This window comes from Mycobacterium sp. NGS56 (genome assembly GCF_059812425.1).
This window is the reverse complement of the sequence record NZ_JCALCQ010000013.1, coordinates 96,073-121,024: the sequence shown is the minus strand read 5'-3', so window position 1 is coordinate 121,024 and position 24,952 is coordinate 96,073. Positions and strand designations below refer to the sequence as shown.

25 protein-coding genes and 1 pseudogene are annotated in these 24,952 nt (G+C 63.3%); 14 read left to right on the top strand and 12 right to left on the bottom strand.

All coding sequences use genetic code 11. The annotated features are described in order from the left end of the window. Positions 1-24: 24 nt before the first annotated feature. From AC5Y4F_RS23230 to AC5Y4F_RS23220, 3 genes are read left to right on the top strand one after another with little or no spacing between them, the layout of a single operon-like run. Positions 25-363 (top strand): 2Fe-2S iron-sulfur cluster-binding protein, encoded by a 339-nt coding sequence (locus AC5Y4F_RS23230; protein ID WP_067929823.1) that lies wholly within the window; start codon positions 25-27, stop codon positions 361-363. Positions 364-382: 19 nt separating this feature from the next. Then, positions 383-697, top strand: a complete 315-nt coding sequence (locus AC5Y4F_RS23225; RefSeq protein ID WP_067929824.1) for a DUF4286 family protein — start codon at positions 383-385, stop codon at positions 695-697. Between the two features lie 3 nt (positions 698-700). Continuing rightward, the gene (locus AC5Y4F_RS23220) at positions 701-1,966 is read left to right on the top strand and encodes an amidohydrolase family protein (protein WP_067929825.1); all 1,266 of its coding nucleotides are present in this window, start codon (positions 701-703) and stop codon (positions 1,964-1,966) included. 93 nt (positions 1,967-2,059) lie between these two features. Here the strand turns inward: AC5Y4F_RS23220 and AC5Y4F_RS23215 are convergent, their stop codons facing one another. Genes AC5Y4F_RS23215 through AC5Y4F_RS23200 form a run of 4 tightly spaced genes read right to left on the bottom strand, consistent with a single transcriptional unit; the run spans position 2,060 to position 6,053 of the window. Beyond that, positions 2,060-3,097, bottom strand: coding sequence for a CaiB/BaiF CoA transferase family protein (locus AC5Y4F_RS23215; protein WP_499998919.1), 1,038 nt, complete (start codon positions 3,095-3,097; stop codon positions 2,060-2,062). Beyond that, positions 3,094-4,050: an LLM class F420-dependent oxidoreductase gene (locus AC5Y4F_RS23210; protein WP_067929827.1), complete on the bottom strand. Its 957-nt coding sequence runs from the start codon at positions 4,048-4,050 to the stop codon at positions 3,094-3,096. The genes AC5Y4F_RS23215 and AC5Y4F_RS23210 overlap by 4 nt, the downstream gene beginning before the upstream one ends. Further along, positions 4,035-4,475, bottom strand: a complete 441-nt coding sequence (locus tag AC5Y4F_RS23205; protein ID WP_067929828.1) for a cobalamin B12-binding domain-containing protein — start codon at positions 4,473-4,475, stop codon at positions 4,035-4,037. The genes AC5Y4F_RS23210 and AC5Y4F_RS23205 overlap by 16 nt, the downstream gene beginning before the upstream one ends. Continuing rightward, positions 4,476-6,053, bottom strand: coding sequence for a methylmalonyl-CoA mutase family protein (locus AC5Y4F_RS23200; RefSeq protein ID WP_067929829.1), 1,578 nt, complete (start codon positions 6,051-6,053; stop codon positions 4,476-4,478). A 126-nt stretch (positions 6,054-6,179) separates the two neighbouring features. On the opposite strand from AC5Y4F_RS23200, the pseudogene AC5Y4F_RS23195 reads away from it, so the two are divergent. Beyond that, positions 6,180-6,581 (top strand): annotated as a pseudogene (locus AC5Y4F_RS23195) (SDR family NAD(P)-dependent oxidoreductase); the annotation flags it as partial. Here the strand turns inward: AC5Y4F_RS23195 and AC5Y4F_RS23190 are convergent. The 4 genes from AC5Y4F_RS23190 to AC5Y4F_RS23175 form a co-directional block, all read right to left on the bottom strand. Beyond that, positions 6,518-7,330, bottom strand: a complete 813-nt coding sequence (locus AC5Y4F_RS23190) for a methyltransferase domain-containing protein (RefSeq protein ID WP_067929830.1) — start codon at positions 7,328-7,330, stop codon at positions 6,518-6,520. The pseudogene AC5Y4F_RS23195 and the gene AC5Y4F_RS23190 sit on opposite strands and share 64 nt — an antisense overlap. Before the next feature lie 84 nt (positions 7,331-7,414). After that, positions 7,415-8,113 (bottom strand): M15 family metallopeptidase, encoded by a 699-nt coding sequence (locus AC5Y4F_RS23185; protein ID WP_067929831.1) that lies wholly within the window; start codon positions 8,111-8,113, stop codon positions 7,415-7,417. 129 nt (positions 8,114-8,242) lie between these two features. Beyond that, complete coding sequence (locus AC5Y4F_RS23180) at positions 8,243-8,446, bottom strand: cold-shock protein (protein WP_067929832.1); 204 nt, start codon at positions 8,444-8,446, stop codon at positions 8,243-8,245. Between the two features lie 548 nt (positions 8,447-8,994). Then, positions 8,995-9,228 (bottom strand): hypothetical protein, encoded by a 234-nt coding sequence (locus tag AC5Y4F_RS23175; RefSeq protein ID WP_067929833.1) that lies wholly within the window; start codon positions 9,226-9,228, stop codon positions 8,995-8,997. 469 nt (positions 9,229-9,697) lie between these two features. On the opposite strand from AC5Y4F_RS23175, the gene AC5Y4F_RS23170 reads away from it, so the two are divergent. From AC5Y4F_RS23170 to AC5Y4F_RS23160, 3 genes are all read left to right on the top strand, one after another. Beyond that, positions 9,698-10,147 carry a DUF5994 family protein gene (locus tag AC5Y4F_RS23170; RefSeq protein ID WP_067929834.1) on the top strand — a complete coding sequence of 150 codons (450 nt, stop codon included), beginning with the start codon at positions 9,698-9,700 and terminating at the stop codon, positions 10,145-10,147. Between the two features lie 288 nt (positions 10,148-10,435). Beyond that, positions 10,436-11,239, top strand: a complete 804-nt coding sequence (locus AC5Y4F_RS23165; RefSeq protein ID WP_067929835.1) for a transglutaminase-like domain-containing protein — start codon at positions 10,436-10,438, stop codon at positions 11,237-11,239. 534 nt (positions 11,240-11,773) lie between these two features. Next, positions 11,774-13,315, top strand: a complete 1,542-nt coding sequence (locus AC5Y4F_RS23160) for a rolling circle replication-associated protein (protein WP_473123860.1) — start codon at positions 11,774-11,776, stop codon at positions 13,313-13,315. Here the strand turns inward: AC5Y4F_RS23160 and AC5Y4F_RS23155 are convergent. Together AC5Y4F_RS23155 and AC5Y4F_RS23150 are read right to left on the bottom strand one after the other, a co-directional pair. Next, positions 13,267-13,581, bottom strand: coding sequence for a hypothetical protein (locus tag AC5Y4F_RS23155; RefSeq protein WP_473123859.1), 315 nt, complete (start codon positions 13,579-13,581; stop codon positions 13,267-13,269). The genes AC5Y4F_RS23160 and AC5Y4F_RS23155 overlap by 49 nt on opposite strands. A gap of 145 nt (positions 13,582-13,726) precedes the next feature. Then, positions 13,727-14,308, bottom strand: a complete 582-nt coding sequence (locus AC5Y4F_RS23150) for a TetR/AcrR family transcriptional regulator (protein WP_473123858.1) — start codon at positions 14,306-14,308, stop codon at positions 13,727-13,729. A 65-nt stretch (positions 14,309-14,373) separates the two neighbouring features. Here AC5Y4F_RS23150 and AC5Y4F_RS23145 point away from each other — a divergent pair, with 65 nt between their 5' ends. Further along, on the top strand, positions 14,374-15,567 hold the full coding sequence (locus tag AC5Y4F_RS23145; RefSeq protein ID WP_473123875.1) for a cytochrome P450: 1,194 nt from the start codon (positions 14,374-14,376) through the stop codon (positions 15,565-15,567). A 12-nt stretch (positions 15,568-15,579) separates the two neighbouring features. Here AC5Y4F_RS23145 and AC5Y4F_RS23140 read toward each other — a convergent pair whose 3' ends face one another. Then, positions 15,580-16,266: a TetR/AcrR family transcriptional regulator gene (locus tag AC5Y4F_RS23140; protein WP_473123857.1), complete on the bottom strand. Its 687-nt coding sequence runs from the start codon at positions 16,264-16,266 to the stop codon at positions 15,580-15,582. Positions 16,267-17,066: 800 nt separating this feature from the next. Between AC5Y4F_RS23140 and AC5Y4F_RS23135 the strand changes: the two genes are divergently transcribed. The 3 genes from AC5Y4F_RS23135 (at position 17,067) to AC5Y4F_RS23125 (ending at position 21,708) form a co-directional block, all read left to right on the top strand. Further along, a complete protein-coding gene (locus tag AC5Y4F_RS23135) occupies positions 17,067-20,153 on the top strand; it encodes an MMPL/RND family transporter (RefSeq protein ID WP_473123856.1) in 3,087 nt (1,028 codons plus the stop codon). Next, the gene (locus tag AC5Y4F_RS23130; RefSeq protein WP_473123855.1) at positions 20,150-21,043 is read left to right on the top strand and encodes an alpha/beta fold hydrolase; all 894 of its coding nucleotides are present in this window, start codon (positions 20,150-20,152) and stop codon (positions 21,041-21,043) included. Before AC5Y4F_RS23135 ends, AC5Y4F_RS23130 begins: the two co-directional genes overlap by 4 nt. Positions 21,044-21,108: 65 nt before the next feature. Beyond that, on the top strand, positions 21,109-21,708 hold the full coding sequence (locus tag AC5Y4F_RS23125) for a TetR family transcriptional regulator (protein ID WP_473123874.1): 600 nt from the start codon (positions 21,109-21,111) through the stop codon (positions 21,706-21,708). A 69-nt stretch (positions 21,709-21,777) separates the two neighbouring features. Here AC5Y4F_RS23125 and AC5Y4F_RS23120 read toward each other — a convergent pair whose 3' ends face one another. Continuing rightward, entirely contained in the window at positions 21,778-22,206 is a 429-nt protein-coding gene (locus AC5Y4F_RS23120) for an NUDIX hydrolase (RefSeq protein WP_473123854.1), read from the bottom strand. A gap of 77 nt (positions 22,207-22,283) precedes the next feature. Here AC5Y4F_RS23120 and AC5Y4F_RS23115 point away from each other — a divergent pair, with 77 nt between their 5' ends. The 3 genes from AC5Y4F_RS23115 (at position 22,284) to AC5Y4F_RS23105 (ending at position 24,943) form a co-directional block, all read left to right on the top strand. Further along, positions 22,284-23,078 (top strand): GntR family transcriptional regulator, encoded by a 795-nt coding sequence (locus AC5Y4F_RS23115; RefSeq protein WP_473123853.1) that lies wholly within the window; start codon positions 22,284-22,286, stop codon positions 23,076-23,078. A 99-nt stretch (positions 23,079-23,177) separates the two neighbouring features. Then, on the top strand, positions 23,178-23,600 hold the full coding sequence (locus tag AC5Y4F_RS23110; protein WP_473123852.1) for a plasmid replication, integration and excision activator: 423 nt from the start codon (positions 23,178-23,180) through the stop codon (positions 23,598-23,600). After that, the gene (locus AC5Y4F_RS23105; protein ID WP_473123851.1) at positions 23,597-24,943 is read left to right on the top strand and encodes a cell division protein FtsK; all 1,347 of its coding nucleotides are present in this window, start codon (positions 23,597-23,599) and stop codon (positions 24,941-24,943) included. Before AC5Y4F_RS23110 ends, AC5Y4F_RS23105 begins: the two co-directional genes overlap by 4 nt. The last annotated feature ends 9 nt before the right edge of the window (positions 24,944-24,952 follow it).

Genomic DNA, 24,952 nt, shown 5'->3' with positions numbered 1-24,952 from the left:
AATACGTGACAGGGGGCGGTCTCAGTGACGGTCACCCGGATCATCGAGGGGACCCCGCGGGTGACAGATCCGGCAACAAACGGCTGCAGTGCCGGAACGGTGACGATTCATCTCGACCGCAAGAAGGTGTCGGTGCCCATAGTCCCGGGCGAGACTCTTTTGGAGACCGCGCGGCGGGCCGGGCTGGAACCGCCGTTCAGTTGCGAGGCCGGCAACTGTGGCACGTGCATGGCCAGGCTGGAAGAGGGCCATGCCACCATGCGGGTCAACGACGCTCTCGAATCCGACGAGGTCGCCGAGGGTTACATTCTGACGTGCCAGGGCGTTCCGGATACGGATTCGGTCACGGTGCGCTACGAGTAGCCACGGAGAGGCGGCGGCAATGGCCAAGGGAATCATGTACGTCGAGAGTCTGCCCAGCTCGCCGGATCGCGAGCAGGAGTACAACACCTGGTACGACGAAGTTCACATACCCGAACTGCTGACGCTCGACGGAATCGTCGGCGCACGCCGGCTGCGTCCCGTTGATGGGCAGGGCCCGTATGTCGCCATCTACGAACTCGAAGGTGACGATCTTCAGTCCATCTTGGACAACATGATGGCCAACGCCGGCCGACTGCACATGTCCGACGCCCTGCAGTTGGATCCTGCGCCGATCCCGCGACTGCTCGAGACGACCACCGAATGCGTCGCCTAGACCATGAATGTCGATGACCTGATCCTGGTGAGCATTGACGACCACGTGGTCGAACCGCCAGACATGTTCGTGCGGCACGTGCCCACCAAGTACCGGGACGAGGCACCCGTCGTCGTCACCGACGACAAGGGCGTCGACCAGTGGATGTACCAGGGCAGGCCACAGGGCGTGAGCGGACTCAACGCCGTGGTGTCTTGGCCGGCCGAGGAGTGGGGCCGCGATCCCGCCGGGTTCGCCGAGATGCGTCCCGGTGTCTACGACGTCCACGAACGCGTCCGGGACATGAACCGCAACGGCATCCTCGCGTCGATGTGCTTCCCGACGTTCACCGGCTTTTCGGCCCGGCACCTCAACATGACGCGCGAAGACGTCACCCTGGTGATGGTGTCGGCCTACAACGACTGGCACATCGACGAATGGGCCGGGTCCTACCCGGACCGCTTCATCCCGATCGCGATCCTGCCTACCTGGACTCCCGAGGGCATGTGCGCCGAGATCCGCCGCGTCGCCGCGAAGGGCTGCCGAGCCGTCACCATGCCGGAATTGCCCCACCTCGAAGGACTTCCGAGCTACCACGACGAGGACTACTGGGGTCCGGTATTCGGCACGCTGTCCGAGGAGAACGTGGTGATGTGCCTGCACATCGGCACTGGCTTCGGGGCGATCAGCATGGCGCCCAACGCGCCGATCGACAACCTGATCATTCTGGCCACCCAGGTTTCGGCAATCTGCGCGCAGGATCTGCTGTGGGGTCCCGCCATGCGCAACTACCCGGATCTGAAATTCGCCTTCTCCGAGGGCGGTATCGGCTGGATTCCGTTCTACCTGGATCGCAGCGACCGCCACTACACCAACCAGAAGTGGCTACGCCGTGACTTCGGCGACAAGTTGCCCAGTGACGTCTTTCGCGAACACTCGCTGGCCTGCTACGTCACCGACAAGACATCGCTGAAGCTGCGTCACGAGATCGGCATCGACATCATCGCCTGGGAGTGCGACTACCCGCACTCGGACTGCTTCTGGCCGGATGCGCCCGAGCAGGTGCTTCTCGAACTCAACGCCGCCGCGGCCGACGATTCCGACATCAACAAGATCACCTGGGGCAACGCCTGCCGGTTCTTTGGTTGGGACCCCTTCGCGCGGATCCCGCGCGAGCAGGCGAACGTCAAGACACTGCGCGCCAAGGGAAGTGATGTCGACGTGTCGATCCGGTCACGGGCCGAGTGGGCGCGTCGCTACCAGGAAAAGCAAGCCGCCGTCGCGCGCTAGCTCAAGCCGCTTAATCCCCACGAACGTGCGGCTAGCTTCACGCTCGGGCCCGAACGTGCAACTGGCTTCACATTCGAAGCCGGGCACAGGTGCCTACGGGTTCAGCTCCGGCGGTGGCCGGTACTCGGGCTCGTACCCCGAGATGTGGATCGGGCTTCCTACCAACCTAAATTCGCCAGCTGTCACAACAACTTCCGGCGTGGCCTCGAGCGCCTCGGCGAGGCTACGAACGGCGGCGGCCGGAACTCCGAGCGGGCGCAGTCGCCGCTCCCACCCGACGGCGCTGTCGGTGGCCAGCATCGCCGTGACGACCGCCAGCACTTCGTCGCGGCGGGCGACCCGCTCGGCCATCGTTTCGAAACCCCCGATGCCCGCTTCGGCGGCGAATGACTTCCAGAAGCCGTCGTGCGTGATGAACAGCGCCAGATATCCATCGGCGGTTGGAAACAGCTGAGCGGGAACGTAATAGGAATGTGCCCCGTAGGGGCGGCGCTGCGGCTCGACGCCATCGTTGAGATAGGCGGACGCATGATAGTTCAGCTGGGACAGCATGACGTCGCGCAGCGACACATCCACCTGGCCGCCGGTTCCGGAGATGATCTTCGCCAACAGCCCCAACGCCGCGGTCATTCCGGTGGAGTTGTCGGCCGAGGAATAGCCGGGCAGCGTCGGCGGCCCGTCGGGGTCGCCGGTCAGGGCGGCGGTGCCGACGCCCGCCTGTACCACGTAGTCGAAGGCCGGATCGTCGCCGCCATAGAGGCCGAAACCGGTGATCGCCACACAGACGATCTTCTCGTTGTGCCGGCGCAGCTCGTCGTAGGTCAGGCCCAGCCGGCGGATGGCCGATGGCTTCAGGTTCACCAGCAGGGCATGCGACTCGGCGACGAGTCCGCCCAATCGCTGCTGTCCCGCTTCGGAATTGAGGTCGAGCGTGATGCTGGATTTGTTGCGGTTGAGGCTGGCGAAGTAGGTGGCGCCGACGCTGCGGGAGATCTCACCGCCCGCCGGTTCGACCTTGGTGACCTCGGCACCGAGATCGGCGAGCAGCATGGTCGCGTACGGACCCGCCAGCATGGTGCCGACCTCGAGGACGCGTATGCCGGCCAGCGGCCCGGAGTTTCTTGCCGTCAACGCAATTCCGCGGCGAGTGAGGCGATCATCTCTCGGGTCCGCCGCTTGGAAGCGACCAGCTCATCGCGGTTGTCTCCGATGGGCAGCAGCCGCACCGACAGATCGGTCACACCGGCGTCGGCGAAGCGGCGCATCCGGGAAAGGATCGCCTCCTCGTCACCGGCCGCACACAGATCACCGACATCTCGGGCGTCGCCGCGGTCGAGCAGACGCTGATAGTTGGGCGACACCTCGGCCTCGCCCAGGATGCGGTTGGCTCGCTCCTTGGCTTCCCCGACTTGCCCGGGCGCACAAAGGCATACCGGGATCCCCGCGACTATCCGCGGCGAGGGACGTCCGGCGTCCGCCGCGGCCTTGGTGATCTTCGGCGCGATGTGATCGCCGATCGCGCGTTCGTCGGCCATCCACAGCACGGTGCCGTCGGCGAGCTCACCGGCAATCTGCAACATCACCGGTCCTAAAGCGGCGACGAGCACCGGCATCGGGGTATCGGCCCCGATCGCCAACGGATTGTGCACCCTGAACGAATCGTTCTCGACATCAACCGATCCCGGCCCGGCGACGGCGGCGTTGAGCACTTCCAGGTAGTCGCGGGTGTAGGCGGCCGGCTTGTCGTACGGCAGGCCGAGCATGTCTCGAACGATCCAGTGGTGTGACGGCCCAACGCCGAGCGCCAACCGTCCCCCGGCCACCGCATGCGTCGAGAGCGCTTGGCGGGCAAGAGCAATCGGATGTTGGGCCTGCAGCGGCACCACGGCGGTACCCAGTTCGATACGCGAACTGTGGGCGGCCATCAGCGTCACCATGGTCAGGCAGTCGAAGTCGTTGGGCACCTGCGGCATCCACGCGGTGTCCAGGCCAGCGGATTCGGCCCATTCGATGTCGGAGGCCAGTTTGTCCACCTTGCGGGCCATGTCGCCCCGCTCGGCACCGATCATCACTCCGACGCGCATGGTTCCTCCGTGACGGGTTCCTTCGATTCGGTTTCCACCGTGCCTGTCAGTGCGCGGAGGTCGCGCACGAGGTCGTCCAGCGGTGTTCCGGTGGGGAATACCGCGGCGGCGCCGGCGGAGAGCAGCTTGGGGACGTCGGCCTGCGGGATGGTGCCCCCGACGACGACGGCGATGTCGGAGGCATCGGCGGCGCGCAGCGCCTCCACGGTGCGCGCGGTGAGCGCCAGGTGCGCACCCGACAAAATGCTCAACCCCACCACGGCCACGTCTTCCTGAACCGCGATCGAGGCGATGTCCTCGATGCGCTGGCGGATCCCGGTGTAGATGACCTCGAACCCGGCGTCACGCAGGGTGCGTGCAACGATCTTGGCGCCGCGGTCATGCCCATCCAAACCGGGTTTGGCAACGAGAACGCGCACGGCCATCTAGAACACCACCGGTTGCTGGAATTCGCCCCACACTGCTTTGAGGGCAGAGACCATCTCCCCGACCGTGCAGTACGCGTTGGCGCAGTCGATCAGCTTGTGCATCAGATTGTCGTTTCCTTCGGCGGCGCTCGACAGCGCCGCAAGGGTGGCTTTTACTGCGGTCGAATCCCTTTCAGCCTTGACCTTGGACAGCCGCTTGAGCTGTAGATCGCGTCCTTCGGCGTCGAGTTCATAGGTGACGACGTCGTGTGCCGGTTCCTCCGTCACGAACCGGTTGACCCCGACGACGGGGCGAGTGCCGGCTTCGATGTCTTGATGCATCTTGAAGGCCTCGTCGGCGATCAGGCCCTGCAGGTAACCATCTTCGATGGCCTGGACCATTCCGCCGTGGCGCTCGAGGTCGGACATGATCTCGATGATGCGCTCCTCGGTCGCATCGGTCAGCGCCTCCACGAAATACGAGCCGCCCAGCGGGTCGGCGACGCTGGCCACACCGGTTTCGTGCGCCAGGATCTGCTGAGTGCGCAGCGCCAATGTCGTGGTTTGCTCGGTGGGCAGGGCGAAGGGCTCGTCCCACGCAGCGGTGAACATCGACTGAACGCCGCCCAAAACCGCGGCCATCGCCTCGTAGGCCACCCGCACGATGTTGTTGTGGGCCTGCGGGGCATACAGCGACGCGCCACCGCAGACGCAGCCGAAGCGGAACATCGACGCCTTCGCGGTCGTCGCCCCGTAGCGCTCCTGCACGATGGTCGCCCAACGTCGGCGCCCCGCACGGTATTTGGCGATCTCCTCGAAGAAGTCCCCGTGGGTGTAGAAGAAGAACGAGATCTGCGGCGCGAATTCGTCGATCGTCATGCGGCCGCGCTCGACCACGGTGTCGCAATAGGTCACCCCGTCGGCCAGGGTGAACGCCATCTCCTGCACCGCGTTGGCGCCCGCATCGCGGAAGTGCGCCCCGGCCACCGAGATCGCGTTGAACCGGGGAACTTCGGCCGCGCAGAATTCGATGGTGTCGGCGATCAGTCGCAGCGACGGCTCCGGCGGCCAGATCCACGTCCCGCGCGAGGCGTACTCCTTGAGGATGTCGTTCTGAATGGTCCCGGTGAGCTTTTGCCGCGGGATGCCCTTTTTCTCCGCCGTGGCGACGTAGAACGCCAGCAGGATCGCCGCCGTTCCGTTGATCGTCATGCTCGTGCTGAGCTTGTCCAACGGGATGCCGTCGAACAAGATCTCAAAGTCAACCAGGGTATCCACCGCGACCCCGACCCGGCCGACCTCCTCGCCGAACTCGGGATCGTCGGAGTCGTATCCGCACTGGGTGGGCAGGTCGAGCGCCACCGACAACCCCGTCCCGCCCTGATCCAGCAAGTAGCGGTAGCGGCGGTTAGATTCCTCGGCGGTGCCGAATCCCGAGTACTGCCGGAAGGTCCAGAGCTTGCCGCGGTAGCCGGACGCGAAATTACCCCGGGTGAAGGGGAACTCCCCCGGTTGCGGGGGCTGCGCGTTTACATCCGCCGGCCCGTAGACGGGTTGCAGCGGGATGCCAGACGGAGTGTGGGCCGTATTATCCATCGGTGAATAACGTACTTGCAAAAAAAGAGAATGCCAATACCACATGTTTGACCAGGTAAAAGGAGGCTCCATGCCCACCGGTTCCTCGTCTTTCGCACCGTCGTCGTCTCCGGTGGCAGCCGCGGAATCGGCCTCGCGCTCGGAATCGGTGCGGCCCGGCGGGGCGCCAACGTGGTGTTGCTAGCCAAGACCGCCACCCCCACCCGCGTCTGCCCGGGACGGTGCACACCGCCACCGCCGAAATCGAGGCCGCCGGCGGCAAGGCGCTCGCGGTCGTCGGTGACGTCCACCGCGAAGAGGACGTAGCGGGCAGTCGACGCGGCGGTGCAGCGGTTCGGCGGAGTCGACGTCTGCGTCAACAACGCCAGCGCCATCGCGGTGGAACCGACCGCGACGTTGTCGGCCAGGAAGTACGACCCGATGCAGGAGATCAACCGATCGCGGACCTGTTCCTCGACTGAAGGTCATGCGCGACAGATGATTTCGCCGTGCGGGATGGCAATCCAGCCGTCCGGGGACGCGGCCCATTCACGCCACGCGGCAGAAATCTCCTCGAGCTGCGCGGTGGTCGCCAGGTCGAGGCTCACCAGGTCACGCGCCACGGTCGAGTGCAGAATTCGGTCGGCCCACATTCCGCCCCACCAGTCGCGTGTCGCGGGCGTGGCATAACACCACAGGCTGCCTGTGGGCGTGATGTCGCCGAACCCCGCCTGCCGTGCCCACGCCAGCAGTCGCCGGCCCGCATCCGGTTCGCCGCGGTTGGCGCGCGCGACTAGACGGTAAAGGTCTCGCCACAGGTCGAGCGGCGGTAACTCGGGGTACCAGATGAACCCGGAGTAGTCGGCGTCGCGGACGGCCACGAGGCCGCCCGGCGCGCACACCCGCCGCATCTCGCGCAGGGCGGCAACCGGATCGGCGACATGCTGTAACACCTGATGGGCGTGGACGACATCGAAGGCGCCGTCGGGATAGTCGAGATTCTGCACGTCCGCCGTCGCCAACGACACGTTGGATAGGTTCCGTCGCCCCACTTCGCCGCGGGCGACACTGAGTACGTCGGTGGCCTGGTCGATGGCGGTGACGGATCCGGGTGCGACCCGCGCGGCCAAGTCGGCGGTGATGGTGCCGGGTCCGCACCCTACGTCCAGCACGGACAACCCCGGTTTCAGGTGCGGTAACAGGTACGCGGCGGAGTCCTGGGCGGTGCGTCGCTGGTGCGACCGCAACACCGACTCGTGGTGGCCGTGCGTATAGGTCGCTCGATAGTGGTCGTTCACTGTGGCCCCTTGGTCGCCGGTTCTGGATCGCAGCTTACGCGAGGTGCCCACTTTGTGATATGACCGTCTCGTATTTTGAGACGCCTAGTCGACGGGTACGTTGAGGATCGGTTGGTTGGCACCGGCTCCCGGGCCATCGAAATGCCACCACTCGCCCGAATACACCTTCAACCCGCCATAGGTCATGGCCGACCGCAGCGCCGTCCGGTTCGTCACGGCGTCAGCGCTGAGGCCCTGGGTGTTGAAAGCGGTTGCCCGAGGCGTGAAGTCGTCGAAGTCGGTACCCATGTCGGCAAGGCAAAGTCCGCTCGCGTATAGCCCGGACGCGCACGGCTGCTGCGTCGTCGTGAACGTCACGTCAACGGAACGCCCCGACTCGTGGCTGTGCGCATACGGCCCCGGGCGTGCCACCCAGGCGGGGTCGGGGACCAGATTGAACATCTTGACCTGAACGTCGTGCGGGCGATAGCAGTCCCAGAAGACCAGGAGGTGTCCCTGCGGACGCAACGCGCCGGCCGCAGCGGCGAGACCGGGCGCCATCGATTGGTGCACAAGGCATCTGGCGTCGGACGGATACAGCTGCGTGTGAGTGAAATTGTTCGTCGTCGCGTAGCGCAGATCCAGTATCGCGTCGGGGATGACAGTGCGGACGTCGACGAAGCCTGCCGCGCGTGCAGCGTCACTGACCGGCGGCACGTCGGGGCTGGCTTGCGCGGTGGATGCGCAGCCCACCGGGGCGAGCCACACAGCCATGGTCAATCGCAGCACCCACGCGAGACGCATGCGGTCATTATCCCGTTCCGTCGGTCCGAATCGGGTTAGGTGCCAGCGGCAAGGTGGGTTCCAGAGAGCCAAAAACCAGTGGGCTGGTCCGAAGAACCGAACCAGCCCACCGTGACGTATGTCGATTTCCTAGACGGTACTGACTCCTACTGCCTGGGGTCCCTTGGCGCCTTGCTCAACATCGAACTGGACACGCTGATTTTCATCCAGCGAGCGATAGCCGTTTCCCTGGATCTCGGAGTAGTGGACGAAGAGGTCCTTCGTGCCGTCGTCAGGGGTGATGAAGCCGAAGCCCTTTTCACCGTTGAACCATTTCACAGTTCCCTGTGCCATTTACTTACTTCTCTCATTCAATGCGGATGTACCAAACACATCCATGCCGGCTCAGGGTAGCACGAGGCCGAACATATTTTGAAAACAGTTGCCCGGCTTGCTAATTCACTTGGCAGCGAATCTGCACACGTGGCCACGGCTGCAACCGGCGGAACCGGTGCGCCCAGCCTGTGCCGGGGCGGCCGTCTCGGATGCAAAAAGCGCGCTAAGGCAGCATCTCACCTGAGTACGGCAGGCACGGCGTTGGCTGCATGTAGGGTGGAGAGCAGCCGCGCTCTAGCGGTCCCCGCGAATCGCGAACGAAACACCAATGAGCCAGCCGTGCGACTCTCGTCCGCAGCCAACAACGCACATCGGCCGACTCTTCATTTCGGAAGGACTACCCGATGGACCAATCGAACCTGTTTTCCCATCCCGAGGCACCGAAGTATCTCGCTTCGGGCGAAACCTCTGCGAAGCCGGTTGAGCACCCGGCGTTCTCCGATCGGCCCGACACCGGGGCCGTCGGTTCTACCAATCAACGTCGCCGATAGGCATTGACGTGGACGTCAAGAAGCTTTGGCGTACCTGCGGACCAATTCGCCTTCTCCGAACGTACTGGTTCGCTGCTGACCGTTATCGTCTCGACTGAAAAATGTCCACTGCCCCGGACCGCTCTGCGGACCACTGATCATCTTGACCGTCAGACGCAGTTCTGTGGGATGCCGCGTGCCGATGATGTCACCGACCCGGATCTGCGATGGGTGGGTCTCGATCGCGTCGCACCAGTTCATTATTGCCATGTAATCCGTCCTCGCGGTTGCCCACCACCCTACCCGTCATCTTGCTCTCTGGCGCAGATGGCAACCGTCGTCTCTCATCCCTTGCACTACAAGGGATTTGTTGCGCTTGGCAATGACAATGCTCATCTGTTGGGCGAATTCTCCAGGACGCGATCGAGCAAGCCGCACCGAGCTTGCGCGCTTCGCTGGCAACCTGCCCGCACGGGTGGGCCGGTGGTGGCGTAGCGTCGAAGGTGAGCCGTTCGTTGTCAGCGGTGGTCGACCGCGCGACCGGCGCGGACGACACCCACGGGCAATGTGATTCCTCCGTTGGTCCCGCGTCCGCGGGCCCCACGACGCCGAGCGCGAAGGAAGCGCCCATGGGTTATGCAACCCCGGCCACTACACGACACCAAAAGATTTCGATGGCGTTTGCGAACGGCTGCGCCGCCGCGATCAGGCGCGCGGACCACGGGCTGGGGGATCTGCGATGAGCTTCGCGGTCAGGACCCGACGCCAATCCACTCCCATCCGCGTATCGGTGGCTCGCGAACTCGGCCGGGATATCGACGGCGCCTGGTGGCCGCGCGCAGATCGCATCACCAATGAATTGCCCGAGCTTGTTGCGGTCCTGACTCCTCTGCTCGGAGACGTCACATCCATCAACGTCAATTGGTCGTCGCTGCAACGACCACCCGATCTCAACTGGCCGGGATGGGAAGGCAAACGCCAGCACCTGATGACGGTCAGCGGCGCACAGGCTCGCGCTAACCTGCTCGTCGTCTCGTACGCGACCCACAGCGCGTTGGCCCTCATGGTGCTGCGCTGCGCTGCAAACCTGCCCATCGAGAGCGCCGACCGCGCCAAACCCGCATTCATACTCGCGGAGTCGATCCTGCGCGCCGCACAACAACAATGTGAACGTGCCTCCCGCTGCTAGCTGACGAAGATCGGCGCGCCTCATGAGGGGCCCAAGCCGCCGGTGGATCCCTCACGGCCAGTTGGGGCCTTGATATCGAGGCGTCCGGTGACCCGACATTGGCGACGCGACACGTGAATCGCCGGACGGCGCCGTTCCAACATCGTCTCTTCCTGCGGTGCACTCGCGCACGTGAGACGCTAGTGGTGCGGTACGGACTGGCGATGTGCTGCCTCGGCGTCGGAAATGCCGCTGAGCGAGCCGCTGGCCGCGATCGAGGCCTGATTACCTGGCGATCGGGAGGGGCAGATGAGACGAGAGGTCGCCGCTGAACTCGAGGTCGACATCACCGCGGCGACGACCTTGGAGTTCCAGATCGCGGTCGCACCGCATCCCAATGCCGAGGTATCCGAGTCGTTGTCATTCGTGTTAGACGGAATGCCACTGCAGCCGTTGGAGATCAGTGGTGTGCACGGTAACCGGATCCACAAGTTGGACGTTCCGGTAGGCAACCTCAGGGTCGACTACGCCGCGACGATCGTGGGCCAAACCGATCCCGCACCGGTGACCGAGTATGACCTGTCGATGTACCTTCGTCCGAGCCGCTACGCCGAGTCTGACAAGTTCTTCGGCTTCGCCGCAACCGAATTCGGGAACTACCTCGATTCGACGGCTCTGCTGGAGAGGGTTTCGCTTTGGGTCGGCAGCCGGCTGAACTATGTACCAGGCTCCAGTGATCCCATCGATGGAGCGGTGGATACATTGCTCGCCGGTGCCGGCGTCTGTCGAGACTTCGCGCATCTTGTGGTGGCGCTGTTACGGGCCGTCAATGTGCCCGCCCGTGTTGTTTCGGTGTATGCACCCGGCTTGTACCCAATGGACTTTCATGCGGTAGCCGAGGCGTTCGTCGAGGGGAACTGGCGAGTGGTCGACGGCACGCTGCTGGCGCCGAGACAAACCCTGGTGCGCATCGCCACCGGACGCGACGCCGCAGACACCGCTTTCCTCGACAACCACAACGGCGCGATCACACTGGACAAATTGGTGGTGACGGCGGTGGTCGACGGCGACCTGCCCAGGGACTCGATCGACCAGCTGGCATCGATCAGGTGAAGCCGGCCAGGCCCAACGGGTTTGACCTGACGGCCAAATCCGACCCATAGCCATAGGCAAAAAAGACCCAAAATCATTGGAATCATGGCGCCCTTGACAATTCGCGACCTACGACACGGCTGCGCAGCCGGGCCGAGGCTTCCGGCGCTGACCCCCGCTACGTTCCCAAAGCCACGCACTCCACGCCGGCTACGCCGCGAATCTTACAGCGATCTTTACTCCGGTGGGCTCGACTACGTCGCAACCGACCTTGACCGGCTCAACAGTGCTGTCACCGCGGCCGTGCGGATCCTTGGTGGCCAGGGGCGGGATCGAACCGCCGACCTTCCGCTTTTCAGGCGGAAAAAATGGCCGCTGACCTGTGGTTTAACAGCGCTCATGCGTCAAATGCGGCGAGCTGAGCGCGTCTGACGCAGGGTGCTCGTCCGACGATCGGACACAAACCGGACACGGTGACAGCACTCCCGACAGGGAACCCTTCATCGCCCGTCACTGAGTGATGCGCGCCTGGGCTCCCGGGGGAGCAGGTACCCGATGCCCAGCATCACAGGGTCGACTGCGCGTCCAACGACGACGGCCGCGGAGCGACCCACTTTTCAGCCAGATACAACTCGAACGGCCAGCCGGAACGCGGGCGGAGCCGCGGACGCCGGTAGACCGCGAGTGCCCGAGGCCGTCAAGGCCGCAGGGCGCGAGAGCGACAGCGATCGGTCGGACGGCGGGAGCGGCGGAGGCCGGGTTCCGGCTGGGACCAACGGGCTTGTTATATGTGCCAAAAGTGTCCGCGACACTGCCGAGAGCCGCAATGGTCCCGAACTGTCGGCCGCGGATATTCTGGGGTTGCGGTTCCCGAGCCCCGAGCTGGTCTCCTCGGCAGCAGCATTGTTCGAGCGGGCGGAGCCCTGGGCCGACGGGCGGGGCCGGCTCGGGATGGAACCGGAGTCGGGCCGATTCCGGATCACCGTTGGCCCTGGCGTGGTCCGCCTCGGTTGGACCAGTCCCGTTCGGGCGGAGAAGGCATCGGAGCGGGCGGTCAATCGCCATCGACTCGACGTTGCGACTGAGGCAGACCGCATCAAGTCCGGCCGCGATATGCCTAATCCGCATCGGCGCGCCATCACCGAATGGTCTCGCAAGTCTCGTGCCGCAATGTGCCGCACCTTCGCCGAGCTCGACTACACACCATTGGTGGAGTGCGGCCGCGTGCCTGCGATGGTGACCCTCACCTACCCCGGCTACTGGGAATGCGTCGCCCCCGACGGCGCCAGCGTGAAGCGGCACATGGTGCTGTGGCGCAAGCGCTTTCAGCGCGAGTGGGGCGAACCAGCCCGCTACATCTGGAAGCTGGAATTTCAACGCCGCGGCGCACCGCACATTCACGTGTGGATGGCTCCTCCGCACGGCATCGGGCGATCAGGACGCAAATTTCGGGACTGGCTGTCGGCGGAATGGGCTGATATCGTCGCCCATCCCGATCCTGAACAACGCGCACGCCACGTCCTCGCCGGCACGGCCGTGGACATCCTCAACGGATTGCGGGCATGCGACCCCAAACGCTTGGCGATCTACTTCACCAAACACTCGTCTCCGAATCAGTTGGGCGACAAGGAATACCAGCACATCGTCCCGGAATCCTGGCGTATCCCGGGCCGCGGACCGGGCCGCTTTTGGGGAGTCCACGGGTTAGAGCGTGCCACCGCAATCGTCGAGGTCGCCCGAGATGCGTACCTGACGGTCCGCAGGATCATCCGTCGCTGGTCTCGCTCACAAGCCATCTACGGCGATTGCACACATCGCTTCCCTACCGCGGTTGTTCCGCGAAAGGCGCATGTGACCGTTCGTCGAGTCGAACGTCAGACCGGCAAGGTACGAACTCGCCGAGTCCATCGACGAAGGCTGCTTTGCAACCAAGGCGGGCTTGCCGGTGGCTATGCACTTGTAAATGACGGACCGGCGTTCGCATCCCAACTTGCGACGGCGTTATCGGTAGAGAAAGGCTCATCGGGACCCAACCGCGACCTGCCGCTTCATGTCGTGCCTGAGGACCCTGGCTCGTGGTCGTCGGCTTTGAGCTGAGCATGAACGAGTCTATTGCGTGCAATGCCCATGCCCTTCAGCGCTTCGAGCAGCGCAGCAATGATGTCCGAGACGACGAGTTTGTCGTAGCCGTCTGGCAGCCCGTAGCCATAGAGTTGCCAACGGTATTTATGATCTTCCAAGCGTGGCCATAGGTCCGCCACAACAGGCACGAATTCATCTACTAACTCAGCCAATTCTGCGCGGAGATCTATGAAGTCGCCGGGTTTGCCGGCGTTACCCGGGATATCGGATGATTCGTTCACTCGGTGGACCTCTGCGTCGGTCGGCGATGGTGCCAACACATTTTGTGCGCAGACTATAGGACGGGTGCACTACCGCTGCACGATGGCGCGAACTCCTTACCTGCTAGCACACGTCTTACCTGCTAGCACACGTCTGCGGGGGCAGTTAGCGTGGCCGTAAGCCGATAAACACGACGTCGTGGATTGTTCGCGCGATTAGCTCTTCGTTGAGCGCATCGTCGGTGATGAGGTAGGTCAGCGCGCTGGTGGTGACCGCGCCGAATACGGCGATGGCGGCAGCTCTGGGCTTGTCGAGTGCCACGAGTGAGCCGTCGGCGGCGCCCGCGCGAAGCAAGGTTTCGACGGGTTCGAAGTAGGCAGTGCTGATCATGTCGGCGACGACGGGCATGCGGGCGGCGCGGCCCAGCTCTCCGATGAGGGCGCGACAGACCGCGGGCCGCTGGGCCATCACGCGCAGTTGGGCACTGATGACGGCGTGCAGGCGTTGGGCGGCGGCGCCGCCAGCCTCGACGATCGCGGTGACCTCGTGCGCGACGTGTTGTAGGACGTCTTCGAGCAGGAAGGCGAGTATTTCTTCTTTGCCGGCAAAGTAGTAGTAAAGCGTGGCCTTGGCGATGCCCGTGGTCGCGGCTACGTCTTCGATCTTGGTGTCGTTGAGCCCGCGCTCGGCAAAGAGTTCGGCCGCAGCCGGCAACCGCTCGGAAATCTGAGCGGGAATCTTGCGCATAAAGTCCTCCCCTCGGTTTAAACTCTGAGTCTAAACCGGTGTTCTGCAATGTGGCAGGAGACGATATGTCGACGGTACAACTTCGCTACGACCCCTTTGACCCGGAAATTCAGGACGACCCCTACCCCGTCTACCGGCAGCTACGAGACGAGGCACCCGTCTACCACGCCACTGACACCGACACGTGGGTACTGAGTCGCCACGCAGATGTCATCAGCGCGCTGCTGGACCATCACAGCTACTCGTCGGTCGACGGAGTATTTCCGACTCCGCCGGGCTCGACTTTTCGCGAATCGCTGCTGCCGATGATGATTTTGATGGATCCCCCGCGACACGATCAGCTGCGGGCATTGGTGAGCAAAGCCTTCACGCCGCGCCGAATCGCGGCGCTGACGTGCGCGATCGAGGACCTCGCTGATCACTTGACGGCCGGCCTGATCCAGGAAGCAGGTTCGGCCGATTTCGTCGCCGACTTCGCAGCTGTACTACCGGCGATGGTGATCGCTGATTTGCTCGGGGTGCCGCGCGAGGACCGCACACAATTTCGGCAATGGTCGAACGCGCTGGTGCAGTCCGATCCCACCCACGGCGAGACCGGCGAGGCTTTGGCGGCCGCGGCCGCGATCTATGGCTATTTCACCGATTTCCTCGCTGACCGCCGTAGCCAACCGCGCGACGATTTGATGTCAGCGTTGGTATGTGCCGAGATCAACGGAAAGCACCTTAGTGACGACGAATTGCTTGGCTTTTGCCTGCTGCTGCTGATCGCGGGTCATGAGACGACGTCGAATCTGCTGGCCAACGCCGCGGTGGTACTGGCCGACTATCGCGACACTCGCCGCCGGCTGGCTGGTGACGAGACCTCGCTCGGGCCAGCCGTTGAGGAGCTGCTCAGGTATGACTCACCGGCGCAAGGACTTTCACGAACGTTGACCGGCGACGTCACAGTGCACGGCATCACGATGTCCGCCGGTGATTCGGTGCTGTTGTTGTTCGGCTCGGCTAATCGTGACGAACGCGTGTTCGCTGATCCCGACGTGTTTGACATCGAGCGCAAACCCGAGAACCAAGTGGCATTCGGCCGAGGCATTCACTTCTGCCTCGGCGCGTCGTTAGCGCGGATGGAGGCCCGGATTGCGTTGCGTGCCTTGCTGGCCCACGTGCCCAACTGGGAGGTCGACCTAGGGCGCGCGCAACGCCTGCGGTCAGGCCCCATCCGCGGTTATCTGTCGTTGCCGATCTCGTGGTCGCCAAATTAGGCGTGCTGCAGGCTAGTCGGAGCCCCTGCGGCGCGTAACTGGTTTACGGTTGGCGGCCCGCTGTGCAGGTTTGTCTGCCTGTCGGCGGTGCGCGGCGAGGAAGTCATCGACGATGCGCTCACAGTCTTGACGATCGATAGCACGCAGCCCGGTGAGGCGGGCGAACGCCACAGGCCCGACGAGTTGACACAGGATCAGCTCCGGGTCGAAGCGGTCGAGGTCGGCGCGTGCTTCGGGGCTTTGCAAAAGAAGATCGAAGGGCTGGCGATATTGGTCGATGATCCGTGCGCGCAGCGCGTGTCGGTCCTGGGTTTCCTGGGTGCCGTCGGGTGTTGGACCAAGCGCGACCCAAGCCAGGGTGGTGACATGCAGCGGCGCATCCTGGAACAGCGTGGCCTGTCGGCTCAACAGTTCGATGAGTTGGTCGCGCAACGATCCCGTCTCCGGTGGAGGGTGGACCTGCGGCAGTAACCGCTCAAATGTGGCGGCCAGCAGTTGGGTGGAGCTGCTGAAGTGGCGGTACAGAGTCGTGCGCGCGACTTTGGAGGCCTTGGTGACGGCATCGATGGTGACGGCTTCGATGCCGCCGGCGCTGAGGAGTTTGGTGGCCGCATCCAATAGCCGGGTTCGTGAGCGCAGCCGGCGCGGGTCAACGTCGGCATCGTCGTCGACCGGGAATTCCAGGGTGTCACGCTCCACGTAGTCACCGTAAACCTCACGCGTACCCGGCCCGCACCAAATCGCACCTGCATCGGTCGATTGAGCCGGGCCCTAGGCAACTAACGATACCTATAGTATCGTAGCGATACTACTAGTACACTTTCTTACAGGGGTTGGCGCGGCGAGGGAGGAAGCATGATCGGGCAGTGGGTCGGACGATCCCTGGTTGAGCAGCTCCAGGGCGCGGCAACCACAGGCCGGTTCGTGTGGCGGACGGACGAACTCTGCCGGCGCGCGCGAGGGGGAATCGTGCAGTCGGGCGGGGCTGGTCGGCGATGAATGTGGCGCTTGCACTAACCAATACATATGTGTGGGCGCAGGGGGTTCGCGATTTCAGGCTGGCCCGCCGCGCGATCACCCGGCGCTTACGCCCAAGGCCGCCGGTCGACGACCAAGGCCGCGTTCGTCCCCGTCACTACCCCCCTCGCTCGTGCTCCTACTTGGACGACGAGTTGATGGACCGGGAAATGTATGACCACGTGCACGAGGAGCCGATCAGGTTGAGATCCAGGCTGGGATTTCGGCTGCGCCGCTCATGAAACTATCAGTATGTTGGGTGCATCGTTATTGCCAAATCGACTGTGCGCAAAGGGATCACGTGTCGTATTCCCGGACATGCTGGACGGTTGACGGCGCGTTGGTCACCTCCCGAAGCGGATGGTTGCGCGGCGGCGATCGGAGTGATTCGGTCACCGGTGGCAGTTTCGCCGGGCAGGCAGAAGGGTACTAGCAGTACTGTTGCGATACCGTTGGTTTCTTTCGAGGTAGCGGGGCGGGGAATGGCAGACAACGGGTGGGTTTCTTCGGGTGTGGCGACCTTGAGTCGCCCCGTTCGGGAGCGACTTCAAAAAGTGGCGGCCGGTGAGGGCGCATACAGCGATCGGCTGGCCCGCCTGGCGGGTTTCAGCATCCGGCATAAGGTGCTGGTCATCGGCGTGTGGGTGCTGATCGCCGCCGCCCTGGCGGTGCTGTTCCCGCAGCTGGAAACCGTTGTTAGACAACAGTCAGTGAATCTCATACCGCGCAATGCGCCATCGCTTCAGACGGTGGATCGCATGGGCGCGGCCTTCGGCGAGCAGGGATTCAAGACGACGATATTTGTCGCGATGGAGGATCCGGCGGGCCTGACTGCGCCGGTGCGCCAGCGCTACAACACCATGATTTCGCGGTTGCGTACCGATTCGGAGCACGTACGCCTGGTTCATGACTTGTTGGCCGACCCAGTCACCGCAGGCCAGGCAGTCAGCCAAGACCGTAAAGCCTGGTATGTGCCGGTGGGAGTGACCGGAACGCTGGGCGATCTCAAAGCTGCCGAATCGGTCCAGGCGGTCCGCGCGATCGCCGCCCAGGCATTCGCCGGCTCGCCGACCGATGTTCGCGTCACCGGACCCCCCGCCACCTTCCGCGATCAAATCGCCTCGGCCGAAGAGGATTTGGTTGTCATCTCAGTCGCGACAGCAGGCCTGATCGCGATGATCTTGCTGGTCGTGTATCGGTCGGTGTTTACCGCTGTGCTGCCGCTGCTGGTCATCGGCGTGAGCCTGGCGGTGGGGCGCGGAGTGCTATCGGCGTTGGGCGAATCGGGCATGCCTGTATCGCAGTTCACCATCGCCTTCATGACGGTGATCCTGCTGGGTGCCGGCACCGATTATTCGGTGTTCTTGATAAGTCGATATCACGAGCAGCGGCGCCAAAACGTTCCGCCGGATCTGTCGGTGATCAACGCGACCGCCACCATCGGACGCGTGATTTTGGCTTCGGCTGCCACCGTGGCGTTTGCGTTTCTGGCCATGGTATTCGCGAAGTTAAGCGTGTTCGCCGCGTTGGGTCCGGCGTGCGCAATCGCCGTCTTTGTCGGATTCGCGGCCACGGTGACTTTATTTCCCCCGGTGTTGGCGCTGGCGGCCAAACACGGCATCGGTGAACCCAAGGCAGATCGCACTCGCCGCTACTGGAACTGGATCGCCGTGGCGGTGGTCCGTCGACCCGTGCCGCTAATGGTCGCCAGTCTGGCGCTGGTGCTGGGCCTGGCGGCCGTCGCGCTGACTATGCATATCAGCTACGACGATCGCCAAGGACAGCCAGCGACCACGGCCAGCAATGAGGGGTATCACCTGCTGGACCGCCACTTTCGCAAGGACGTCATCATCACCGAATTCATGCTGGTCGAATCGCCTACCGATATGCGCACCAGCAAGGCCCTGGCCGACCTGGATGAAATGGCGTCTCGGGTCTCGCAACTGCCCGGCGTCACCAAGGTCTCCGGTGTCACCCGGCCGACGGGCGCGCGTCTGGAGCAGGCTCAACTGTCGTGGCAAAACGGCCAGATCGGCGACAAGATGGCCGGCGCGGTCGCCAAGGGAGACGCACATAAGGATGACCTGGCTAAACTCACCGGCGGCGCCGACCAACTCGCTGGCGGTCTCGCGCAACTGGACACCACCTTGCGCACTGCGTTGACCCCGTTGACCGGAATCCTGACTCAGGCCCAGTCCAGTGGATCCCAAGTCCAGCGGTTCCGTCCGCTGCTGCAGGAGCTCTCGGGTACCGCCCCGGCCGTCGACCAAGCCATCCGAACCGGTCCGGGGCTGCGTCAGCAAGCCGACCGGGCCCAAAACGCGATCGCCGCCATCGACCCGCTCGTCGGTGCGCTCAACAGCTCCCCGTGGTGTGCGACCACACCCGAATGCGCCCAACTCCGCGACCAGGTGCAGATCCTGGTGACCCTGCGCCATACCGGATTCTTCAACCAGCTCGCCAACCTCGGCGACCTGTACCAGCCCGGCAGCGATACCGCGGCCGGCACCGTGGCCGACGTCCAAAACGCAATCACGTCGCTGGACAAGGCTTTCGGAGCGCTCGGCGACCCTGCCGATCTGGGCGGCAACATCCGCCGGCTCCAAAGCGGCATCAGCCAACTCGCCTCCGGCGCACAGGCCCTCGCGACCGGCGTGCATACCCTCGCCGACAGCAACATCGAAATGCTGTCGGGCATGAGCCAAATCGCCACCCAACTGCAGAATTCCGCACGAACCACCGCCGGCTCCGACAATGCCAGCGGTTTCTACCTTCCCAACAAGGCCTTCGAGAACCGCCAATTCACCGATGTTGCAAAGCATTTCCTGTCACCCGACGGAAAAACGGCGCGTTTCGCCATCGAATCCAGTTACGACCCTTACAGCAGCGACGCGATGAACCTCGCCCACAAAATCACCGAGGTCGCCGATGCCGCACGGCCCAACACCTCGCTGGCCAACGCCACGGTGTCGATGGCCGGGTTCCCCGCCGTCAACTCCGACATCCAACGCCTGCTTTCCGCCGACTTTCATCAGCTGGCGTTAGCGACCCTCGTCATCGTCGGCATCATTTTGGTCGTATTGCTGCGCGCCCTGGTCGCCCCGCTCTACCTGTTGGGCACCGTCGTGCTCAACTACGGCGCCGCACTCGGACTGGGAACCCTCGTCTTTCAATATGGCCTTGGCAAGGAAATCGCCTGGCCCGTACCGCTTCTGGCGTTCATCATCCTGGTCGCCGTCGGCGCCGACTACAACATGCTGCTCATCTCGCGACTACGCGAAGAATCGGCCCACAATATTCGCGTCGGCGTGCTGCGAACCGTCGCAAACACCGGCTCAGTAATCACTTCGGCCGGGCTCATCTTTGCCGCCAGCATGTTCGGCCTGATCGTCGGCTCCATCGCGATCATGATCCAAGCCGGATTCATCATCGGCTGCGGCCTACTACTGGATACCTTCGTCGTTCGCACCCTCACCGTTCCCTCGATCGCCACACTGCTGCGCGAAGCGAGCTGGTGGCCGCAACGCAAACCCCTTCCTCGCAACGGCTGGCCACATCGGACCACATGACGATTAGCCAGGAGCGCATCCGCACCAGCGACGGGATCACCCTCGTGGCCGATTGCTACCGCCACGCCGCGACTCGCCCCGTCGTGTTGCTGCTCCATGGCGGCGGTCAGAATCGTCATGCATGGGCCACCTCCGCTCATCGACTCCATTCCCACGGCTACACGGTCGTCGCCTACGACACACGAGGTCACGGCGACAGCGACTGGGACCCCAGCGGACAATATGAGGTCGAACGGTTCGTATCCGATCTGATCTCGGTACGAGACCACGTCAGCCCCGATGGTCGCCCCGCCGTCGTCGGAGCGTCGCTGGGCGGGCTGATCATCCTCGCTACCCACCAGCTGGCCTCACCCGACCTCTGGGCAGCCGTTGTCCTGGTCGACATCACCCCGCGAATGGAATTCGATGGGGCCCATCGCATCGTGTCATTTATGGCCGCACACCCCGACGGATTCGGCACGCTCGGTGATGCCGCCGATGTCATCGCCGAATACAACCCACGCCGCGCGCGACCCGAAAATCTCGACGGCCTGCACAAGGTTCTGCGCCAACGGAGCGACGGCCGATGGATCTGGCGCTGGGACCCGGCCTTCATCAGCTCCAACTTCGATGTCCTGCAAGGCAATCTCATGACCGGCAGCGAGGAGTTCGACACCATCAGTGGATTTCTCGCCGAAGGGGCACGTCGAATCACGGCCCCAACGCTGCTAGTACGCGGCGCACTTTCAGACGTAGTTTCCCAGGACACCGTCAACGAATTCCTCCAGCTGGTCCCGCACGCCGAAACGACGGACGTCACCGGGACCGGTCACATGGTTGCCGGCGACAACAACGACGCGTTCACCGGCGCTGTCACCGACTTCCTCGACCGCACAATGGGGATGACATGAGGATCCAATCAATGGACACGGCCCGCCCTGCTAATGATCTCGTTGAATTCGACGAAGGCGATGTCATGCCCGCCGCAAACACTGGCTCGTTAAGGGACCGACGCCGCGCCGAGTTACTCTCGCAGATCCAGGGAACCGCATATCAACTTTTTGCCGAACGTGGATTTGCTGCGGTGACCACCGAGGACATCGCTGCCGCTTCCGGGATATCCATCAGTACTTACTTCCGCTACGCGCCTACGAAGGAAGATCTGCTGATCGCGCCCTTGCGGCAAACGGTCGCTGAAATCGTTGCCGCCTATGGCGCTCAGCCATCGGACCAATCAGCAGCCGACGCGCTGATCGCGTTATTCGCCGAAACCGCGTGGGACAAAACCAATCCGAAGCCGCACTACTGGCAACAAGCCATACTGACAGCCCCCCACCTACTGAGCAAATCGGCACTGATCAGCGATAACGATGGCCGCAAGTTCATCGAACTCGTCGCTGCACGGATGGGCGTCGATGCAGGGTCGGACATTCGTCCCTCGCTGCTAGTCCACACAGGCTTGGCCACCGCACAATTCATACTTCGACGCTGGCTGAGTGAAGACACTAAAACGAACCCACCGCTCCACGTTGAGTTGGAACGGGCCTTGAGGGTTACGTTGGCTGGATTTGACTGAGTGCAGACCGCTTTGGAAGTCCGGGCCATACGGTTGGCAAGCTGCCCGCAATCTGGTCCGTCAAAACCTTTAACCTGCAACGACATTTACTCCATCATGGGCGCGGGAGTGCGGATCTTCATCGAATGCATCTAGAACCCGCACTGCGAAGGCAGGGCTCATCTCACCCTCAACTTGTTCTTTCGTCATCCAACGTACTTCCCGCGCTTCGGCAGTAGGGTGCGTGTCGCCGGCGGCAGGACCGCACCGGTAAACCAGCGCGACAATCCCCTGAGTAAGGTTCTTGTAGACGCCGGTGAGACGTTGCACTGTGACCTTCAATCCAGTTTCTTCGAGCACTTCGCGTCGAACGCCGTCCTCGAACGATTCGTGCAGTTCGAGTACTCCGCCGGGAGCCTCCCAGCGCCCGTTGTCCTCTCGCCGGATGACGAGAACCCGACCGTCATCCCGTACAACGATCCCGGCAACACTGACCGAGTGCTTTGGCGTAGTTCCCATCGTTGGTCTCCATTGTTCGACGCCGGCAGACGTGACACCGGTTGACTGGCTCCCTAGACTAGTCGTCTAGACATGTAATGGAAGGCTGCCGGGTGCTGCAACTTGGACAAATCGATCGAGGCGATGACAAACCGCCATATAGGCAGATCGCCGGCATACTGCGAGAGGCGATCAGTTCCAGTCGGCTCCCGCCTGGGGAACGACTGCCATCCGAGGCGGAACTGATCGAGCATTTCGGTGTGGCCCGCATGACCGTAAGACAGGCCGTGCAGGAGCTTCGTTCCGACGGACTCGTCATCTCGCAACACGGCCGCGGAGTGTTCGTCCGGCCGACTCCACCAATCCGCAGGCTGGCATCGGATAGATTCGCACGACAGCATCGCGCCGAAGGAAAGGCGGCTTTTTCCGTCGAGGCAGAGAAATCCGGCTACTCGCCGCAAGTCGACAATATCGCCGTCAGCCGCGAGAAGCCGAATTCGTTTATAGCGGAACAACTTCGAATATCGGCCGACGATGACATCGTCGTGCGATCGAGGCGTTACCTGGCGAATGGGCGACCCGTTGAGACGGCCGTCTCGTACATTCCGGCGGCATTTGCCGAAGGCACGAGGATCGAGCAGGTGGATACCGGACCCGGTGGTATCTACGCGCGCTTAGAAGAGCACGGTCATGTGCTTGCTCGCTTCACTGAAGAAGTCGCCGCTCGGATGCCCACTCCTGATGAACGGCGGCAGCTGGAGCTTGACTCGGGAGTTCCGGTGCTGACGGTGCGGCGAACCGCTTACGACACCGATGACGTGGCGGTGGAGGTCTGCGACACCGTGAAGGTGGCCTCCGCCTACCTGCTCGAATACGAGTTCCCGGCCCGCTGAGCGCAAAGTCTCACACGAATCACGTGTCCGGCGTTGCACTCCTCTAGACGACTATGTAACCTCAACTTGTCTAGAGCAGTTCTACGAAAGGTCGACAAAATGTCTGTGCCGAAGTGGCTCAAGCTGTCTCACCAGCAGGTTTTCCCACACAAAGCGTTCGTGGTGTCCGACGTGACGCCGGTGATCGATTACGAGCGGTCAACGAAAGACAACAAGGTTCAGGCGACTGATCGAGAAACAGGCCTGCCGTTGTGGCAGGTGGAAGTCCTCGACGGCGATCCGGCCGCGAGTAAGCGGGCACGCACCCTGACCGTCAAGTTCGCAACGCCCAAGCAGCCTGTGTGCCCACCGAACACTGCCGGAGTGCCTTTCACACCAGTGATTTTCGAAGGGCTGTGCGTGTTGCCGTACGTAGACCGTTCGAGTGAATCCGGCCGCATTGCGTGGTCGTTTCGGGCCTCGGGCATGACCGCGGACACCGGCAAGGCGGGGTCCTCAGCGGCAGACCGGGCGTCAGCATGAGTCCGAACGACCTCGTAGTACCTGGCGATCCGTATTCGATTCCAGATACCGACGCCGGGATGGACCTCTTTGACCTCACGCACCTACTGACGGTCGGCGCCACGTGCCTCATCGCGGTGATCGGCGTGGTCACCCTTTCGTTCGTCGTTTGGAGACTGCGTTCACCCGCCACATTTGGGCGCTATGTTGCAACCCCTGCGCGACGGACCCGATGGCTGCTATGGGCGTTGATCTCCTGGCCGCGAGTTGCCAAGGCCTGCGGGTTGTCGACTTCCGAGCGCGTCGCAGGTACGGACTCGCAGGGCAAGACCACGACGAAGACAGTTTGGACCCACCCTCGCCTTCTCGGGGTGAGCATCTCCGATCACTGTCTGCACATGACCGTCCGCACACGAACGGGCCAGACGGTCGATGATCTCGAAAACGCGGTCCCCGCGATCCGCGACGCTGCCGGGGCACATTCCGCCCGTTTCACGGTGGTTGCACCCGGGACGGTTCGCATGGAATTGGTTATGCGACAACAGCTGTCGGCCATCGAGACAGCTACGCGGCCAAGCAGCACCGAGACGACGGCCGTTAAGATTGGTCGACGCGAGAACGGCTCGCCTTGGATTCTGCGTCTCGCTGGCCTCCACACCCTCACTGTTGGGTGCTCAGGGGCGGGCAAAGGCTCCGTTTTCTGGGGCATCGCAGGCGGATTGGGCCCAGCCGTCAAGTCAGGAACCGTCCGGCTGTTCGCCGTCGACCTCAAGTACGGGATCGAAGTGTCAGTCGGCTCCGCCCTATTCAGCAAGATTGCGACAACCGAGGTCGAGGCCGCGAGCCTGCTTAACAAGTTGGAGGAGCTGCTGGATAGCCGTGGCCGCAGGATGGCTGGCCGAGCACGTTCGCACACACCGAGCGCCGCCGAACCGCTCGTCGTGCTGCTTATAGATGAATTGGCGGGCTTGACCGCGTACATGACGGACGCCGCCCTGAGGAAGCAAGTTGCGGGCTCACTCTCACGCATCCTGACAAAGGGCAGGGCCGTAGGCATCGTGGTCGCCGCCTTCATGCAGGACCCTCGCAAGGAGATTCTGCCTATGCGCGGGTTGTTCACCCAGACCGTTGCATTGCGGCTGCGTTCACGCGACGAAGTCGCGATGGTTCTGGGTGATGGCCTCGCTGATGCCGCACCCGCGCACCGCATCAACCAGAGTGAACCTGGGACCGGATACGTCATCGCCGAAGACGGATCAACGATGCGAGTACGTGCCGACTACTGGCCAGATTCGTTAATCCGTTCTGTTGCACAAGAATACGGTCTCACTAGCCAAAGACCCACTGGTCCCGCACAGAACTGAGGACAGCGG